Consider the following 16,954-nt stretch of genomic DNA (forward strand, 5'->3'; position numbering starts at 1 on the left):
GATTTATATCGTTGGGAAGTATGTCTGCGAGAAACTGTTATTGTTGGTTTAGTCGGTGCTGGTGGTTTAGGAAGGTTACTCACCGAACAACTCAGTAGTTTTGATTATCAAAAAGTAGTAGTAACTTTGGGCTGTTTTGTCTGGTTAACTTTTGTGGTAGATTGGCTGAGTGGGCTAGCTAGACGAGGGCTGCGCTGATAACTTTCGGTGTTGCTGAATTGAAGACCTTGGTCTATTTTACTGTTATCCGTATTCTCTACGCTATTCGCTTCTTCCGCAAGTTCGATCTGTTTTTGTCCCGATTTGAGGTAAAATTCTTTCTTAAGCAAGAAAGCGATCGCACTTAAGTGCGATCGCCTTCTGAAGTTAGATTTAGACGCATCCCATTCTTAACAATTCTCAATTAGCATTCCTTTTGCTTGCGCTTGATTAATCCGGTAGCACCTAAAGCACCAAAAGCGAGTAAACTTAAGACAGTAGCGGGTTCGGGAACTGTTTCTGCTTCTTGGTATTGCAAGTAAGCAACAGCACCACTTCCAGGAAGGGTAACGTCGAGTTTAACTACATTCTCCAAGTTAAAAGCATACTCTCTCAAAGAGTTGTTTTTCGGACGACTGGGGTTAAGAAGAGTTACTCCAGCATCGCTGTCATTAAGATTACTAAAGACTTGTGTTAAACCATCAGCGAAAGTAAACTCAAATTTAGGCAGACCAGCTTCATCCAAATCTAGCAAAGCAATATTTTCAAACAAAACACTGCCTAAGCTAGAAAAATCAAAGGTAAATGTACCTCTACCATTATTATCATCCGGTTCTGCACCAGCACCAAGATTTTCTTGGATAATTAAAACATTACCTTGAGAGTCAGTACCAAAAGCAGCACCAGTTGCTAAGTCAGGATCGTCACCAGTACAAGTATTTCCTGAGCAATCACTATTGTACAGCCATAACTCTTTGGTACTAGAGCTAAATTTAACGCCATAATCAGCTTCCCACTGGTCGGTAACAGCAACGCCAGTACCAGGTGCAACTGCTTCGTCAAAATCAATTTTAACAGCTAAAGCCGAGTCTGCACCGAAAAGACCTAGTGCGGCGATCGCACTTCCTACTGCTAACTTAGTTAATTGCTTTGCTTGACTCATAAACGTTTGTTTCCTTGTTTTTCAAGTCCCTTAAATCCTTTGTATCAGGAAATCGAGGCTAATAAATCAAGTTATTGTAAAGATTCAGTGAAAATACTATCAAGTTTGATTTTTTCTTTGACCATAAATCTAACTAAATTTAAAATTATTTGATTTAATTAGGCGATCGCTTTAACTTAAAACTACTTGACAATTTTAGTCATTTTTCAGCTAGATTAGCAAAATCAACCAATTTTCAACGATATAGAAACCAACTAAGGTAATCTCCCCAAGCCACTCACCAACTGAGTTTGATACATCTAGCTTAAATTGTCGCCTGCAACCGGGCTGATAACAACCTATTTTACTTTGGTCAGAATTTTCTCTTCTAGTTAACAAAAGTAAGCAATTGACAACGGGAAAACAACAAAATTCAGCTTACTTGATGGTTGAGCCAAATTCAGTAATTTTGCTTAAACACTAGCTTAAAACAAACTCAGGAAGCATACAACTGCATCACCTCGGTTAATCCCATCCGCGAAGAGACACCGAGAGTAAGAGGTGAAACATCTCCTTTCTGGAAACGATCTGCGGCTGCACAAGCGATCATTGCTGCATTATCCGTGCAAAGCTTTAAAGGTGGGAAAAAAACGCGCAAGTCATGAGTTTCTGCTGCTGCTTGTAAATGCTGTCTCAAACCACTATTCGCGGCTACCCCACCACCAACAACAATCGTCTTTAAACCATAGTCTAAAGCACAAGCGATCGTTTTCTTCGTTAGCGATCGCGCCACTGTCTCTTGAAAACTAGCCGCTACGTCAGCCACAGGGACTTCTCCCCTCTCTTGTGCTAATTTTTGCACTAATCGCAAAACAGCCGTCTTCAAGCCGCTAAAACTCGAATCATAGGGATGATATCCACCATCGGGTAAGGAAACTCTGCCTTCGGGTAAAGCAAAGGCTCGTGGATTCCCCTCCTTTGCCAATTTATCAATTACTGGACCTCCCGGATAACCCAAATCCAACAATCTCGCTACCTTATCAAAAGCTTCACCTGCCGCATCGTCACGAGTCCTCCCCAAAGTTTCGTATATACCACAATCTTTGACATAAATCAAGCTCGTGTGACCGCCAGAAACCAATAAACATAAAAAAGGCGGCTCTAGATCGGGTTGGGCAAGATAAGAAGCGTAAATATGACCTTCCAGGTGATGAACGCCTAAAAACGGCTTTTCACGAACTATAGCCAAACTTTTTGCTGTCATTACCCCCACCAATAAAGCCCCCACCAACCCTGGCGCACAAGTTGCTGCTATACCATCAATAGCATCCCATGTCAAGTCAGCTTCAGCGAAAGCGCGATCGACACAAAAATTAATACTTTCTAAATGTTGACGAGAAGCCACCTCTGGAACCACGCCCCCGTATTGACGATGAATCTCAATCTGCGAGGCAACGACACTACTTAAAACTTTACGATTATTTACAATTGCGACGGCTGTTTCGTCACAACTTGTTTCTAATGCTAAAATTGCTGCCATTTTTGAAGAACTTAAATAAAAAAGCTACATTTAGTGACTGTTACTTTACTCAATTAACCACTCAGAGTAAGATTGCTTCTGTGTACAAATGATAACTCGATCTTTTTGTACAAATAACTTATTGTTTCGTAACAAAAGGAAACAATCTATGGCAAAAATATTGGCTTTCTTACTTGCATTCGTACTGTGGTTTGGCTTTGCGCCCACAGCAAATGCTGATGTGGCAGGATTAGTACCTTGTAGCGAATCTCCGGCTTTTCAGTCACGAGAATTCCGCAATACCACGGCAGACCCAGCATCCGGACAAAAGCGCAAAGAGCGTTACTCCGAAGCATACTGCGGTCCTGAAGGTTTACCCCACTTGATTGTAGACGGTCGCATCTCTCGTGCTGGCGACTTTATCATTCCTAGCATCCTCTTCCTGTATATTGCAGGCTGGATTGGTTGGGTTGGTCGTGCTTATTTGAGAACAGTCAGAGAAGATAAGAACTCTGAAATGAAAGAAATCATCATTGATGTGCCTTTAGCAATCAAATTTATGCTCAGTGGTTTCGCTTGGCCCCTCGCAGCGCTAGGACAACTAGCTTCTGGCGACTTAACCGCCAAAGAAACCGAAATTCCCGTTTCACCGCGCTAATTCTTTTCTTGAGTTTATATTTCGGAGCATAAAAGATGAAAAATTTCTTGACCTTTCTTTCCACCGCACCCGTGTTGTTCATGGCTTGGATGACAATTACTGCGGGAATTTTGATTGAATTTAACCGCTTTTTTCCAGACTTGCTTTTCCACCCAATGCCTTAGAGGTATTTGGTTAATGGTTGGGAGTCGAGAATAGAGAGTTTGTTTGCTGAACTCGCGATCGCGCGATCGCGAGTTTTTGTTATGATTTGGTAATTGGGAATTAAAATGACGACATTTTGGTAATATCAATAATCGAGAACGATCGCTGTTTTTCGAGTTGGTAAATTCGCTGGCGTAAATTGATGATTTCCTGAGAGTAATATTCTTGGCGCGATCGTTCAGTTGCTAAGTCTAATTTGTTCCACATTTCTACACAGTAACGTTTCCTTCCTTCCAAAACTGCTTGTTCGAGAGAATTCAAAGCAGCACGCATAATTAAAGGTGTACGGTCGATATCTTCTCCTTGTTTCCCGGTAATCTCTTCATCAATGTAAAACAATTGACTTACTTGGGTCATTTCTTCGGGATATTCTAACATTCGGTTTTGCACTTGAGAAATTAATTGATTTTCTTTATCTCCTAATAACTCTGGTTGTTCTGCTTGTAATTCGAGGATTTTTTCCCACAAAAAACTATGAGCATAAGAAAGGAAATTTAGGTCTTTTTCTTCAAGATTATTAATAATTTCTTCGCGATATTTCGGACAATGTAAATAAATTCTCAGCAATAAAGATTCCGCGACTCGAACCAAACTTTTTTGCTTATCAACGGGACGATTGATTGGTTCGCGCTCTTTCTTAATTTCAGGACGTAATTCGGGTTTCTTCAGTTGAATTAGTAAGTTTTTCCGGTTAAAATCAACGAGTTGAGAGTCTTTACCAGCAAGCAATTCAGCGCACTTTTGCAGATAATAGGTGCGTCCGTGAGGATTTTCCATACGGTTAAGTAACTTAACCATCGCCGCAGCCACTTGTTGATATTCGTAAGCATCTTTAAGATTTTTATCTACCAATAATTGCTGAAGTTGCCAATCCAACCACAAAGGAGAATTAGCGATTAAATAACGATATTTATCCACCGCGTCAGGACTAGATTTAAGAAATTCATCAGCATCTTTGCCATCAGGAAGATGAAGAATTCGCAATTGAACTTGTCCCGAATAAACTAAAGATTCAATTTCCGTAATTGCTCTTTGCGTCGCCGTAGTTCCCGCCGAATCCGCATCAAAATTAAGGATAACTTGTTTCGATTCGCTGTAGCGCAAAAGTAACTTAAGTTGATTTTCCGCTAAAGCAGTACCAAGAGAAGCAACCACATTAGTAATACCTACCGCATGAAGCGCGATCGCGTCAAAATATCCTTCCACAACGATCGCACAATCTTGCTTACTAATTTCATTTTTCGCTCGATTTAGCGCAAATAACGTCTTACTCTTATCAAAAAGTTGAGTTTCCGGAGAATTGAGATACTTAGGTTGTTCGTCACCGAGAGATCTTCCCCCAAAACCGATAATTCTCCCTTGATAATCATTAATCGGAATCATCAAACGATCTCGAAAGCGATCGATATAACCATCCCCCGACTTACGCGGTTTAATCAACCCCGCTTGTTCAACCAAACCCACCGGATAACGTTTCGCTTCCACCAAATAACGAGATAAAGTATCCCATCCCGCAGGTGCATAACCCAAACCAAACTGCTGAATAGTCGCTTCACTAAATTTTCGCTGAGACTGCAAATAAGCTAAAACAGACTCTCCCTGTGGTTGACGTAAAGCGTGTTGGTAAAAACTTGCAGTGACAGCCAAAATCTCATAGAGTTGCTCTCGGATTGATAACTGACGCTGAAATTCTTGATGTTCTTCCGGTGCTAAAGTTTGGATCGGGACTTGGTAACGTCGCGCGAGATCGAAAACTACCTCAGCAAACGATCGCTTATCGAGTTCAGTAAAGAATTTAAAGACATTCCCACTCGCACCGCAACCAAAACAGTGATACAACTGTTTGCTAGGACTGACAGTGAAACTCGGAGTCTTTTCCTCATGAAAAGGACACAAACCCTTAAACTCCCGTCCACTTTTACGCAGAATTACGCGATCGCTAATCGCTTCAACAATATCAACTCGTTGCTTAACTTCTTCAATTGTATTGGGATGTAGCCGAGGAACTTCCATATTGATTAGGGATTAGGGATTGGGGATTGGGGATTAGGGATTGGGGATTAGGGATTAGGGATTGGGGATTAGGTTCAGTTATCAGTTTATCTTCCCCATCCTCCCCATCTTCCCCATCCTCCCCCTCTCCCCATCTTCCCATCTTCCCCTCTTCCCCAATGACGTAGATTAATCTAAGTTAGAAACAATCTATTCCTTCTTGAGTGAACTAATGTTAAAGATTTACTATCCGGCTGGGGGTTAAAAAGAAAAATATGGGTAGAATTTTCCTTTCCGCAGGACATGGTGGTGTTGAAGCAGGAAGAATCGATCCGGGAGCGATCGCGGGTGGAACTACTGAAGCACAGCAAATGATCTTACTCCGAGATCAGATTGTACCGGAATTGCGATCGCGTGGTTTTGAGGTTTTTTACGTCCCTGACGATCTTAGTTTACGCCAAACTATCGACTGGATTAACATCCGGGCGCGTAATGATGATGTAGCTTTAGAAATTCACGCTGATGCTTTTTCTAATCCCGATGTACGCGGCGCGAGTGTATTTTACATTGCTGGTAACAATGCCCGCAAAAAACACGCTGAATTGCTGCTAGTTTCCTTATTACGGCGCGTCCCTCAGCTACCGAGTAGGGGGGTAAAGCCCGATACAGCTACGGCGGTAGGAAGCTTAGGTTTTTGTCGTCAAGTGGCGATTCCCTCGCTACTGATGGAAGTTGGTTTCCTGACTAATCCAGAAGATCGGGCGTTACTGAGAAATCAACGTCGGGAAATTGCGATGGGTATCGCTGATGGGTTAGCTGGTTGGAGTCGCGATGTTTCGGGAGTCGAACCACCTCCTGCTTATCCAGCGATTAATATTCGCGTGAACGGTCAAACTTACGCCGAACAGGGAATTCTCATTAACAATAACTCCTACATCCCCATTGATTTAGTAGACCGTTTGGGAGTCGATTTAACTCAAGAACCGACAATTCGTTTAGTTGAGTATCGCGGTGTGGTTTATGTCAAGGCTGTGGAATTACGCGATTTCAATGTTTCCATAAGCTGGGATAATGCCACTCGCAGTGTAGTTTTGCGTACCAACTTACAAATTTGTCCTGGTCAACTCGACCGCATTATGGGACATGGAAACACTTCTGAGGTACAGTTGATTGTCTTTTTGAAAGCGAATAACGAAAACGCCTTAACTTTGTTTCCCGACTTACCGAAACTTTACCGCGAAGAAGCTTCTATTGAGGGTGTGAACTACGATATCGCTTTCTCGCAAATGTGTTTGGAAACTAATTTCCTACGTTTTGGTGGTTCTCTCAGACCTTCTCAAAATAATTTTGCCGGATTGGGGACAGTTGGTGGCGGTTCCGAAGGGGCAACTTTTCCCAGTGCGAGGATTGGTGTTCGGGCGCACATCCAACATTTAAAAGCTTATGCTAGTGTTGAGCCTTTAGTGCAAGAGTTGGTTGACCCTCGCTTCGAGTTTGTCACTAGGGGAATTGCGCCATTGGTACAACAACTTTCCGGACGTTGGACAGCAAATCCGAACTACGGCGAACAAATTATGGCGATCGTGCGTCGTCTTTATGAATCGGCTAATTTGTTGTAATCATTCTGTCATTTAATTTTGTAGAGACGTAGCAATGCTACGTCTCTTTTAAATCATAATTAAGTTCACGCTTCTTTGAAAAATCGGACTAATTCGCGGGCGTGGTTGAGAAATTGACTGTCTTCGGTTAATTGCGCGATCGCGTTTTGATTCTCTCTGGAAAGGTTACGATGTTCGACTTCGTTTTTGGCTTCTATTTGTTCGACATTCGCCCGCAGTTGATGCAATTCTTTACGAGTTTCTGACCAGTTTCGTTGTATCGTAGCTACCCAGGAGTAAGGTTCTTCAGGATCTAGTTGTTCTTGGATACGTTTGACGGTTTCTTCGAGGGTATGGAAACGCTGACGTAGTTCAAAGATGTCTTCGCGAGGATATTTTACTTCTTGACGAATCATATTCAAACGCATGGCTAAGTATTGATAGCCGCGAATTGTGGGACGCAGGGCAGTTAAAAGGATTGTTGCCGCAGAACTAGCATAACCGACAACGCTGATTCCTGCGGCTGCTAACCAGTATAAGGCGATCGCGGAAATTAGATGCAGTGCGATCGCTACTACTAATGACCAGCGAGAAACTATTTTTACATAGTTAATTTTCTTTTGGTCAACGGGAATATTTTTTTCCTCCGATACCGCCGCTTCTGCTAATACTTCCCTCGCATCAAAATAAACGTTCCAAGGTACAGTTACAATTACCAATAACCACCAAAAAGAAGCAATTCCAATCAACCAATCAACTAAACTTCCCGCCGGAATATGCAGCCATTGCAAAATTCCATAGGTAAGTAAAATTATTATCCCGAAACCTATACTCGAACCGATGTAAGATAAATACATAAATCTTGTCCTGAAACTTAACTCTTCTCCCCGATTTTGAGGAGATTTTTCGTCAATATTTCCGAGTTATGTGATACTTTCTCAACTTGCACCTCAGTTGATAACTTCTCCCCTAACCCCTCTCCTGAAAGCAGAGGAGAGAAGTCGATTATTAAGCTATTCAAACAACAAATCTCTAATTTCGATAATTAACTATAATTAAAAACTATTTCAACCATTTTGGTAGTGCAGTCACCTCGATCTAGAAATAGTTAAGCCGATTTCATCTAATTACTCTCTCTTCCCTGCGAGGAAAGGTGGTTGGGGGGTTAGGTAATTCCTATTAGAAAATGAAACAGCCCTGACATTTTGTATTCTTACAAAAAACTTGCTCATGTGACAATCAAATAAGTGACACACCACAAACCAGATTTTTCCCATCGATGTAGTTTAGGCTATAGTCAACAAATACTAAACTTTAGATTGATGACAGAAATCTTTTTTTACCTTTTCGGTGAGTTAATTTTCTGGGGACTTTGTTATCTCACCGGACGAATTTTAATTCGCTTAATTTCTTTCGGAAAAGTTCGTGTCGCCCACAAACCACCTCGTCGCAGTTTAGTCAATAGTCAGTTAAATAATCTTAGTAATAATTCGCAGCTTTTAGTCAGAAATCGCGATTATATTTTACTCTCATTTACGGCAACTTGCTGGCTGGGTTTAATCGTTTGGTTATTAGTTTTTTTAACTATTATTTTCTCAATTCTTCTTAGCTAAATTCAGCGAATTATGCTAATTTTCTCTCAAAATTACCAGCCGCGAATTAAATAACTTCTCCACAAAGGTTCCTTATCGGGATCGCTTGCATCTCTTTTCAACAAACGCCAAGTTTTCCCTTCTATTTGTCGCTGTAAATAAATATCAAATTCATTTTGTTCTTGCGTAACTTTTTGATTCGGCAAATCCAGCTTAACTTTATAAATTCCTTGGAGATGATAAGTAGCTAACTTATTCACATAAAGTGGTTCCAAAAGATTCACCTTAACTCCAGCAATTTCAAACTCAGGATTTGCCGCATTTAACTGCTGACCAATTTGCTTTTGTACGAGTTCCAACTGAAGCGCGATCGCCTTTTTCACCAAATTCCCATCCGGTGCAGATTCAATCGGTGGTTTTGCCGCCCCGCAAGCAGTTAATAGTATAATTAAAATACCCGTTATCATCAACCGAAACCAGCTATTTTTCATCATAATTACCTCCGAAAAAATCAATGAAAAGAATTCTTGTAATTAGTCTACTTATTTCTTTAACTTTCAACTGCTTATTTACCTTACTAGGGGGAATATTTTTAGCCAAACGAGGCGGTTTACCTTACTTGTTCGATTACCTTTCCCGTTCGACCAAAAATAACTCTTCACCCCCATTATTAACTTCACCCACTTACCTGCATCAAACCAGTCAATTCGAGCTACTAACAATCAATAATGATAGCATAATCTTTTTAGGAGATAGTCTTACTGCTGAGGGAAAATGGTCGGAGTTATTTGCTAACCCAAAAATCAAAAATCGTGGTATTGGTGGCGACACTACAGTTGGCTTGTTAGCTAGATTAGATAAAATCATTGAATCTCAACCGCAGAAAATCTTTTTAATGATTGGGGTGAATGATATTTATCAAGGCGTTTCAGCAAATACAGTGTACAATAATTATCGCACAATTTTAGAGAGATTCACTCAAGAAACACCAAGAACTCAAGTATATATTCAAAGCATTTTACCAATCAACAAAAACTTAGTAATTTATCCCACAGCCGCCAATAATCAACAAATTAGCCAATTAAATAGTCAACTGAAACAACTAGCCGCCGAATTCAGTTATACTTATGTGGACATCTTTGACTCTTTAGCAGACGAAGAAAATAACCTCAAGCCAATTTATACTCATGATGGCATACATTTAAACGGTCAAGGATATCGACCGTGGAAAGAAATCCTCGCCGAATATGTAAACGATAATTAAGCAAGATTGCAAAAATTGAAAATATGAGCAAAAAAACTCTTAATTTGAACGAACAACTATATGATTATCTGTTAGCAACATCTTTGCGAGAGCCAGAAATTCTGCGGCAACTACGAGAGGAAACAGATAAATTACCTGGTAGTCAAATGCAGATAGCGCCCGAACAAGGTCAATTTATGGCTTTATTAGTGCAATTGTTGGGTGCGAAAAAGACTTTAGATATTGGTGTCTATACAGGTTATAGTTCATTAAGTGTAGCTTTAGCGCTTCCGGCTGAGGGAAAAGTCATTGCTTGCGATACCAGCGAAGAGTCTGTTGCGATCGCGCAACGTTATTGGAAACTAGCCGCAGTTGCCGATAAAATAGACTTACGCCTCGCACCAGCATTGGAGACTTTAGAAACACTGTTGGCTGGAGGAGAAGCAGAAACCTTTGATTTTGTCTTTATTGACGCAGATAAAGCTAATTACCCGAATTATTATGAAAAATCTTTGCAACTGATTCGTCAAGGAGGATTAATCGCCGTAGATAATGTTTTGTGGGGGGGAAAAGTCGCTGATTCCAGCATACAAGATCGCCGTACCCAAAATATCCGTGATTTTAACCAAAAATTACTTCAAGATGAACGAGTAGTTATCAGTTTAGTGCCGATCGCTGATGGACTTACCCTAGCATTAAAGAGATAAGCATATAAATTAATAAATGTCAAGAGCAAAAATGGCGTTGAAGAAATTAGCTGTCAAGTTTCTCGAACGATAATTTTCGCGTAAAAAATGGGCAAAATAAGCTCGTATCTACATCAGAAAAACCCACTTCACCTAACCAATATTTTGCTGAAGAGAGAGGCATCTAGCCATGCAACCACCCATTCCCACCGGAACAATCTTACAAAACCATTACCGGATTAAAAAAGTTCTCGGTAAAGGAGGATTTGGTCGAACTTATATTGCCGAAGATATCACCAGATTCGACGAAATTTGCGTTCTCAAAGAATATAATCCCGGGAAACAAGATGCTTATGTCTTAGAAAAATCGAAAGAACTATTTCAGAGAGAAGCCCAAGTTCTCTATAAAATTGACCATCCCCAAATTCCGAAATTTCGAGGTACATTTGCGGCAGGGAGACGATTATTTTTAGTCCAAGATTTTGTCGAAGGAACATCTTATAACAACTTACTCAAACGCCGACGTAAAGAAGGACAAACCTTTTCCCAAGTAGAAGCCTTTGAATTTCTCCAGCAAATGTTACCAGTATTGGAACATATCCACAGCAAAGGAATAATTCACCGCGATATCTCCCCAGATAATATCATTTTACGAAAACGCGATCGCCTGCCCGTACTGATCGATTTTGGCGCAGTCAAAGAAGGTGTCGCCAAAATTCAAGAAGGAGGACAACTCGAAGGAACAACCCTAGGAAAAATCGGTTATTCCCCCGACGAACAACTGCGAACCGGGAAAGTTTTCCCCAATAGCGACCTTTACGCATTAGGAGTAACCGCAGTCGTCTTAATGACCGGACGAGAACCCCAAGACTTACTCGACCAAAATACAATGACTTGGCGCTGGCAGCAATGGATACCCACACTTAACGTCCATTTTGGCGGTATTTTAAATCGAATGTTGAGCGCCAGACCACAAAATCGCTATCAGTCAGCCACCGAAGTAGCCCAAGCTTTGCGTTCCATTGCTTCCCTAATTACCACACCAACACCACCACCCGAACCAAATGCGGCAACTGTCATTAACAACAAAACTAAACTTTCACCTACAACTACTTTAAAATCTGGTACTCAGACAACTTACCAAAACCATACCCGGATGGGTACTTCCATCAGGAAAAAGAACTCCTTAGCCAGTCAAACGAAAACCCTTTGGGCTATTGGTATAGGTTCAATTTTATTCGTTATTGTCCTTTTTGGAGTATTAGTCAAAACCTTAGTCCCAACTGCGGAAGTAGCTTCCTCCAACCAGCCAAAAGTTGCCGATAATTCCCCATCCGAGTCAGTTAATCCCGTTGCAGAAAATTCTACCTCAACTTCAGGTCAATCTCCTGCCAAAACCTCCGAACCGAAAAGTCTTACTCCTTCCCCCGAACCCACTGTCACCATCAAACGCTTACCCTCAATACGTCTCAATTTGCAACCAGGTATCAATAAAGTAGCAGGTAGTTTAAACAAAAATGAAGCTAGATTTTACATTCTCTCTCTCGAAGAAGGACAAAACTTAAAAATCCAAAGTAGCGGTAGCGCGATTATGAATGTTTTAGCACCGAATCGAGAACCTGTAAACGACCGAGCCAACCAAGTGCAAGAATGGCAAGGTATTTTACCTACCAGTGGTAGTTACTATCTGGAATTGATTCTCCCAGAAGGAGTAAATGATAGCGATTATAAATTAGAAATGACTTTAAGTGAATAATAATTCACCAATGACCAAGAAATTGGGCGAACTAGGGGAAATACTGGTAGCCCAGTGGTTAAAAACCGAAGGCTGGACAATTTTACATTATCGCTGGCGTTGTCGCTGGGGAGAAATTGACTTAATTGCCCAAAAACAAGCTACTTTGTTGTTTATCGAGGTAAAAACGCGCAGTCGAGGAAATTGGGACGCTAACGGTTTATTAGCAATTACTCCTAGTAAACAAAGAAAACTTTTGCAAACCGCCGAATTATTTCTTGCCGAAAATCCCGATTTAGCTAATCTCAATTGTCAATTTGACCTAGCTTTAGTGAAAAGTAAAAGAGAATCAAAGTCATTAAATTCTAACTTGGAGGCTGATTCTTTACCCGCTCGAATTAAGCTAGGCAAACCTCTAGCTTACGGTGGCTATTTGCTGACCTTGGATAATTATATTCCGGCAATTTTAGCACAATAATTTTAGGAAAATTAATTAGCAAGATAAATCCCCTTTCCTAGCTAAGAAAGGGGATAAACTGTTTTTCTCCAAACCATCAATTTAAGAAACTTTGTCAGATAAATAGGTTGTACCAACACATCCTACCACGACCAAAAAAATTATCCACGCTTACTCTTGAGGCAGAAACTTAATTTTCATGATTTTCTCACTTAAGAAAAGCGTGGTGAGATCAAAATAGGCAATATGACTGAGACAATTTCACTTTTTAGGCTAAAGTTTCTGGACAATAGCCCAAGCCACGGGTAAACTGTTGACGGAAGGCTTCGATGTCACTGCGATCGGGAATTCCATGAGAAACTACAGCCAGTTGATAACGACGCATGACATCAATTGGAGATTGTCCGGTTTCTAAACTCCAAAGTGCCATTTGAAGGCGAATTTCTGGTTGGTAGGCAATTCCTAGTTCGTTCATATAAGCGCGAAAATCGCCATCATCTTGAGGAGAAACGGGGTTTTCAAGCTTTACTTTGACTATCCAACCATCAATTTTGTGAATGACAGTGATAAATTTAACGCTGAGACGATTGGTTGCACGTAGATGTTCTACGACTCGGAGAGTTAAGCTAGCATTTGCTAAAAAATAGAGGTAATCCATAGTTGCCTTTTTTGCTTACAGTCTGGGGAGGTGGTATATTTCTAGTTTCGCGGAAAAACCCTTGTAGCACTAGGGGAGAAGCCCCCGATTTATCATGGGGGAATTTACCCAATTAGTAGAGTAAACTAGGAATAATGAGTAGCGATCGCCTATTATCAAGTTACGATTACAATCTCCCTTCAGAGTTAATTGCCCAAACTCCAGCCGTCCCTAGAGATAGTTCCCGTTTGTTAGTAGTAAATTCCCCGACGACTCACGTTGATGCTGTTTTCCGGGATTTACCTAATTGGTTACAAGCTGGTGATTTACTGGTTTTGAATAATACTCGCGTGATTCCTGCGCGTTTGTTTGGGCGTAAATCCACTGGGGCTGAGGTAGAGGTATTATTACTTGAGGAACGGGAAAATAACTGTTGGTTGGCTTTGGTGAAGCCTGGTAAGCGTTTTAAACTGGGTACGGAGATTATTTTTGCTGCTCCGGGAGTTAATGAGGAGTGTCGTTTAAAAGCTACGGTAGTGGGTAGGGATGAGGAAACTTCGGGACGATTGTTAGAGTTTAATGTCAAATCTCGTCAGTCGTTTTTCGAGTTACTTGATTTACAGGGTGTTGTCCCGCTTCCGCCTTATATTACTTCTTCTGAGTCCCAGCCGGAACAATATCAAACTGTTTATGCTCGTCAACCGGGTGCGATCGCGGCTCCTACTGCTGGTTTACATTTTACCGCAGAACTGCTGCAACGACTTGAAGCCCAAGGAATTAAGACTGCTTATGTTACGCTTCATGTTGGTTTGGGGACGTTTCGCCCGGTGGAGGTGGATGATATTACTACCCACAAAATGCACCAGGAATGGGTGGAAGTACCCCACTCTACTGTAGAGCAAATTCGCGCAACTAAAGCTCAAGGTGGTCGGGTTATTGCTGTGGGGACAACGGTTGTCAGGGCTTTGGAAGGGGCGGCTGCTGCTTCAGAAGGCTTGACAATTGAAGAGTTTTGTGGTAATACGAATTTATTTATTTATCCTGGTTATGAGTGGCGGGTAGTCGATGGTTTAATTACCAATTTTCACTTACCGGGATCGACTTTATTAATGTTAGTCAGTGCGTTGATTGGTAGAGAGAGATTATTGTCATTGTATGAGAGTGCGATCGCGCAACGCTATCGTTTTTATTCTTTCGGCGATGCCATGTTAATTTTACCAGCAGCAGTAATTAAGTGATTGGGGACTGGTGATTGGGGACTGGTGATTGGGGATTGGGGACTGGTGATTGGGGATTGGGGATTGGTGATTGGGGACTGGAAAAACAAGGAAAAATTGTGGCATAAACTGGTAAACGTGATAACTGGTCACTGTTCACTGTTCACTGTTCACTGGTGTAGAGACGTTGCATTTTAGTCTCTACATACCCGAATCCCTAATCCCTAATCCCTAATCCCTAATCCCCAAACCAAGATAAACTTTAAATCGTAAAGCCTAATGTAGGGTTTTGGAGCAATGTGGAAACAAGACAAGGCGATAAAATTGTTAGCAGCGATCGCTATCTGTGTCGGAATGAGTGGTGGAGAAGCGATCGCGGGTAAACTTCCCCAGACATCTTCACCGGGAAGCAAACAAATAATTAACGGTATCTATACAGAAAATCTCCAAGCTGCGGAATATTTCCAACGGGGAGTATTGCAATACAAACAAGGAGACTATCCAGGTGCAGAAACAGCACTGCGTCAAGCTTTGCGCTTCGATCCGTTTATGCCTTTAGGATACTATTTATTAGCGAATTCCCTCGCCGAACAAGGAAATCTCGACGAAGCGATCGCCAATTACCTCCAAGCGATCGCCTACGATCCCAATTTGGCAGAAGCTTATTATAACTTGGGTCTGGCTTTATATCGCCAAGGAAATCCTTCGGCTGCGGCGGCTCAATTTCAAGAAGCCCTGACAATTAATCCTAAGTTTCAGCAAGCTTACTACAATCTGGGTTTAGCCCTAGAAGCACAAGAAAGATATGGGGAAGCATTGAGTGCTTACGAACAAGCATTAGCGCTCAATCCCGACAATGCCGCAGCTTATTATAATTTAGGCAGGCTGTTGGTGCGGGAAAATCGGGAAGCCAACGCGATCGCTACTTTCAAACAAGCGATTCGTGCTAACCCAGAATTCGCTAATGCCTATTATCAACTCGGATTGCTGTATTTGAAACAAAACGACCTCGAACAAGCAGCAGAGGCGCTAGGAACCGCCGTAGAACTCGATGCCAACAATCCCTTATCCCAATACGCTTTAGGCTACGTCTTCACCCAACAAGGCAAATATTCAGCCGCTAGAGATCGACTCGAAAGAGCAGCCGAACTCGATCCTGCCAACGCCGAAACCTTTTTACAATTAGGAGTAGTTCAAAGCCAAAGATCCGCCCCCGAAAACGCGATCGCCGCCTTAGAACAAGCCGTTCGCCTCGATCCCGAAGATGCCGAAGCGAGGTACAATCTCGGAGTAGTTTACCAACAACAACAGCGTTACGAAGAAGCGATCGCTCAATACCAAGAATCAATTTTGCTCGATCCTCGTCAGCCAGAAGCCTTTTATAACCTCGGCATAATTTTACAAGAGATTGGGCGATCGCCAGAAGCAGCCAGACTTCTCAACGAAGCCAAAGAACTTTATCTCCAGCAAGACAACCTCGTCAGAGTCGGCGAAATCAACCGCTATCTCAGAGAAATTGTTTTACCCTCGATTCTAGTTCCCAGTAACAACAACCAGGAAAATTAAATCGGTAAACGCTGAAGATCCTTATTCGAGCCAATTACCACCATTGCCGTACCTTTGTGTAATTTTAGATTAGGCAATGGATTGATCTCAAATTTCTCTCCCTCACCCACAGCCAGAATATTCAAACCATAACGGTTACGCAACTGCAATTCGGCGATCGTTTTACCATGAAATTCTTCAGGAACCAAAACTTCCACAATACTATTGTCAGGATCGAGATCGAAGCGATCTAAAATAGCTGGTTTAGTTAAAGTATGGGCAAGAGCGCAACCTGCTTCGTACTCTGGAAAAACGACTCGATCTGCCCCTACTCTCTCTAGCAACTTACCATGAATTTCCGAAGAAGCCTTAGCGACCACGTGAGCAACTCCTGCCTCTTTCACATTTAGAGTAGTGATAATACTTTCCTGGAGAAAATTCCCGATCGCAATAATCACCGTGTCAAACTCAAAAATCCCTGCTTCTTTCAGCGCAGTCGGTTCTGTCGAATCTAACTGTACCGCATGAGAAGCAATTCGATCTGTTAACACCTGAGCTACCAGCTTTTCGTCAATATCCGTACCCAAAACTTCATAACCCATTTTATGCAGCGACCCACAGACAGCGCGACCAAAACGTCCCAAGCCAATCACGGCAAACTGGCGATTTCCTTGGTTCAGGTTACTCAAAAAATTTAGCGATCGCACACTTCACTCCTACCTTCTTTGCCTGAGCAAACTAGAACTAATCG

The 16,954-nt window shown here is 41.8% G+C and carries 17 protein-coding genes and 1 pseudogene; 11 read left to right on the plus strand and 7 right to left on the minus strand.

The genetic code is table 11. The annotated features are described in order from the left end of the window. Positions 1–198 (plus strand): annotated as a pseudogene (locus G3T18_RS07490) (phosphate ABC transporter permease); the annotation flags it as partial. Between the two features lie 205 nt (positions 199–403). On the opposite strand, the gene G3T18_RS07495 reads toward G3T18_RS07490, so the two are convergent. Both G3T18_RS07495 and tsaD read right to left on the minus strand, forming a co-directional pair. After that, positions 404–1,141 carry a PEP-CTERM sorting domain-containing protein gene (locus tag G3T18_RS07495; protein ID WP_224409923.1) on the minus strand — a complete coding sequence of 246 codons (738 nt, stop codon included), beginning with the start codon at positions 1,139–1,141 and terminating at the stop codon, positions 404–406. Between the two features lie 475 nt (positions 1,142–1,616). Continuing rightward, positions 1,617–2,660, minus strand: a complete 1,044-nt coding sequence (gene tsaD, locus G3T18_RS07500; protein WP_224409924.1) for a tRNA (adenosine(37)-N6)-threonylcarbamoyltransferase complex transferase subunit TsaD — start codon at positions 2,658–2,660, stop codon at positions 1,617–1,619. 148 nt (positions 2,661–2,808) lie between these two features. Here tsaD and G3T18_RS07505 point away from each other — a divergent pair, with 148 nt between their 5' ends. Both G3T18_RS07505 and psaJ read left to right on the plus strand, forming a co-directional pair. Then, on the plus strand, positions 2,809–3,297 hold the full coding sequence (locus G3T18_RS07505) for a Photosystem I reaction center subunit III (protein ID WP_224409925.1): 489 nt from the start codon (positions 2,809–2,811) through the stop codon (positions 3,295–3,297). 35 nt (positions 3,298–3,332) lie between these two features. Then, positions 3,333–3,461: a photosystem I reaction center subunit IX gene (psaJ, locus tag G3T18_RS07510; RefSeq protein WP_224409926.1), complete on the plus strand. Its 129-nt coding sequence runs from the start codon at positions 3,333–3,335 to the stop codon at positions 3,459–3,461. A gap of 100 nt (positions 3,462–3,561) precedes the next feature. Here the strand turns inward: psaJ and dnaG are convergent, their stop codons facing one another. Continuing rightward, on the minus strand, positions 3,562–5,514 hold the full coding sequence (gene dnaG / locus G3T18_RS07515) for a DNA primase (protein ID WP_224409927.1): 1,953 nt from the start codon (positions 5,512–5,514) through the stop codon (positions 3,562–3,564). A 254-nt stretch (positions 5,515–5,768) separates the two neighbouring features. Here dnaG and tftA point away from each other — a divergent pair, with 254 nt between their 5' ends. Further along, positions 5,769–7,112: a hormogonium tapered terminus morphoprotein TftA gene (tftA, locus tag G3T18_RS07520; protein WP_224409928.1), complete on the plus strand. Its 1,344-nt coding sequence runs from the start codon at positions 5,769–5,771 to the stop codon at positions 7,110–7,112. 65 nt (positions 7,113–7,177) lie between these two features. On the opposite strand, the gene G3T18_RS07525 is transcribed toward tftA, so the two are convergent. Then, positions 7,178–7,948 carry a hypothetical protein gene (locus G3T18_RS07525; protein ID WP_224409929.1) on the minus strand — a complete coding sequence of 257 codons (771 nt, stop codon included), beginning with the start codon at positions 7,946–7,948 and terminating at the stop codon, positions 7,178–7,180. 465 nt (positions 7,949–8,413) lie between these two features. Here G3T18_RS07525 and G3T18_RS07530 point away from each other — a divergent pair, with 465 nt between their 5' ends. Next, a complete protein-coding gene (locus G3T18_RS07530) occupies positions 8,414–8,704 on the plus strand; it encodes a hypothetical protein (RefSeq protein WP_224409930.1) in 291 nt (96 codons plus the stop codon). Between the two features lie 32 nt (positions 8,705–8,736). On the opposite strand, the gene G3T18_RS07535 is transcribed toward G3T18_RS07530, so the two are convergent. Further along, a complete protein-coding gene (locus G3T18_RS07535; protein WP_224409931.1) occupies positions 8,737–9,177 on the minus strand; it encodes a hypothetical protein in 441 nt (146 codons plus the stop codon). A gap of 20 nt (positions 9,178–9,197) precedes the next feature. On the opposite strand from G3T18_RS07535, the gene G3T18_RS07540 reads away from it, so the two are divergent. From G3T18_RS07540 to G3T18_RS07555, 4 genes are all read left to right on the plus strand, one after another. After that, complete coding sequence (locus G3T18_RS07540) at positions 9,198–9,947, plus strand: GDSL-type esterase/lipase family protein (RefSeq protein ID WP_224409932.1); 750 nt, start codon at positions 9,198–9,200, stop codon at positions 9,945–9,947. A 23-nt stretch (positions 9,948–9,970) separates the two neighbouring features. Next, entirely contained in the window at positions 9,971–10,633 is a 663-nt protein-coding gene (locus tag G3T18_RS07545) for a class I SAM-dependent methyltransferase (protein WP_224409933.1), read from the plus strand. Between the two features lie 169 nt (positions 10,634–10,802). After that, complete coding sequence (locus tag G3T18_RS07550; protein WP_224409934.1) at positions 10,803–12,368, plus strand: protein kinase domain-containing protein; 1,566 nt, start codon at positions 10,803–10,805, stop codon at positions 12,366–12,368. A 10-nt stretch (positions 12,369–12,378) separates the two neighbouring features. Next, positions 12,379–12,825, plus strand: coding sequence for a YraN family protein (locus tag G3T18_RS07555; RefSeq protein WP_224409935.1), 447 nt, complete (start codon positions 12,379–12,381; stop codon positions 12,823–12,825). 247 nt (positions 12,826–13,072) lie between these two features. Here G3T18_RS07555 and G3T18_RS07560 read toward each other — a convergent pair whose 3' ends face one another. Beyond that, positions 13,073–13,462 (minus strand): hypothetical protein, encoded by a 390-nt coding sequence (locus G3T18_RS07560; RefSeq protein ID WP_224409936.1) that lies wholly within the window; start codon positions 13,460–13,462, stop codon positions 13,073–13,075. Positions 13,463–13,596: 134 nt separating this feature from the next. Between G3T18_RS07560 and queA the strand changes: the two genes are divergently transcribed. Continuing rightward, positions 13,597–14,679: a tRNA preQ1(34) S-adenosylmethionine ribosyltransferase-isomerase QueA gene (queA, locus tag G3T18_RS07565; RefSeq protein WP_224409937.1), complete on the plus strand. Its 1,083-nt coding sequence runs from the start codon at positions 13,597–13,599 to the stop codon at positions 14,677–14,679. 276 nt (positions 14,680–14,955) lie between these two features. Next, on the plus strand, positions 14,956–16,224 hold the full coding sequence (locus G3T18_RS07570) for a tetratricopeptide repeat protein (RefSeq protein ID WP_224409938.1): 1,269 nt from the start codon (positions 14,956–14,958) through the stop codon (positions 16,222–16,224). Here the strand turns inward: G3T18_RS07570 and G3T18_RS07575 are convergent. Further along, positions 16,221–16,892 (minus strand): potassium channel family protein, encoded by a 672-nt coding sequence (locus tag G3T18_RS07575; RefSeq protein WP_224409939.1) that lies wholly within the window; start codon positions 16,890–16,892, stop codon positions 16,221–16,223. The genes G3T18_RS07570 and G3T18_RS07575 overlap by 4 nt on opposite strands. Positions 16,893–16,954: the final 62 nt, after the last annotated feature.

It is taken from the genome of Oscillatoria salina IIICB1 (genome assembly GCF_020144665.1).
GTDB lineage: Bacteria > Cyanobacteriota > Cyanobacteriia > Cyanobacteriales > SIO1D9 > IIICB1.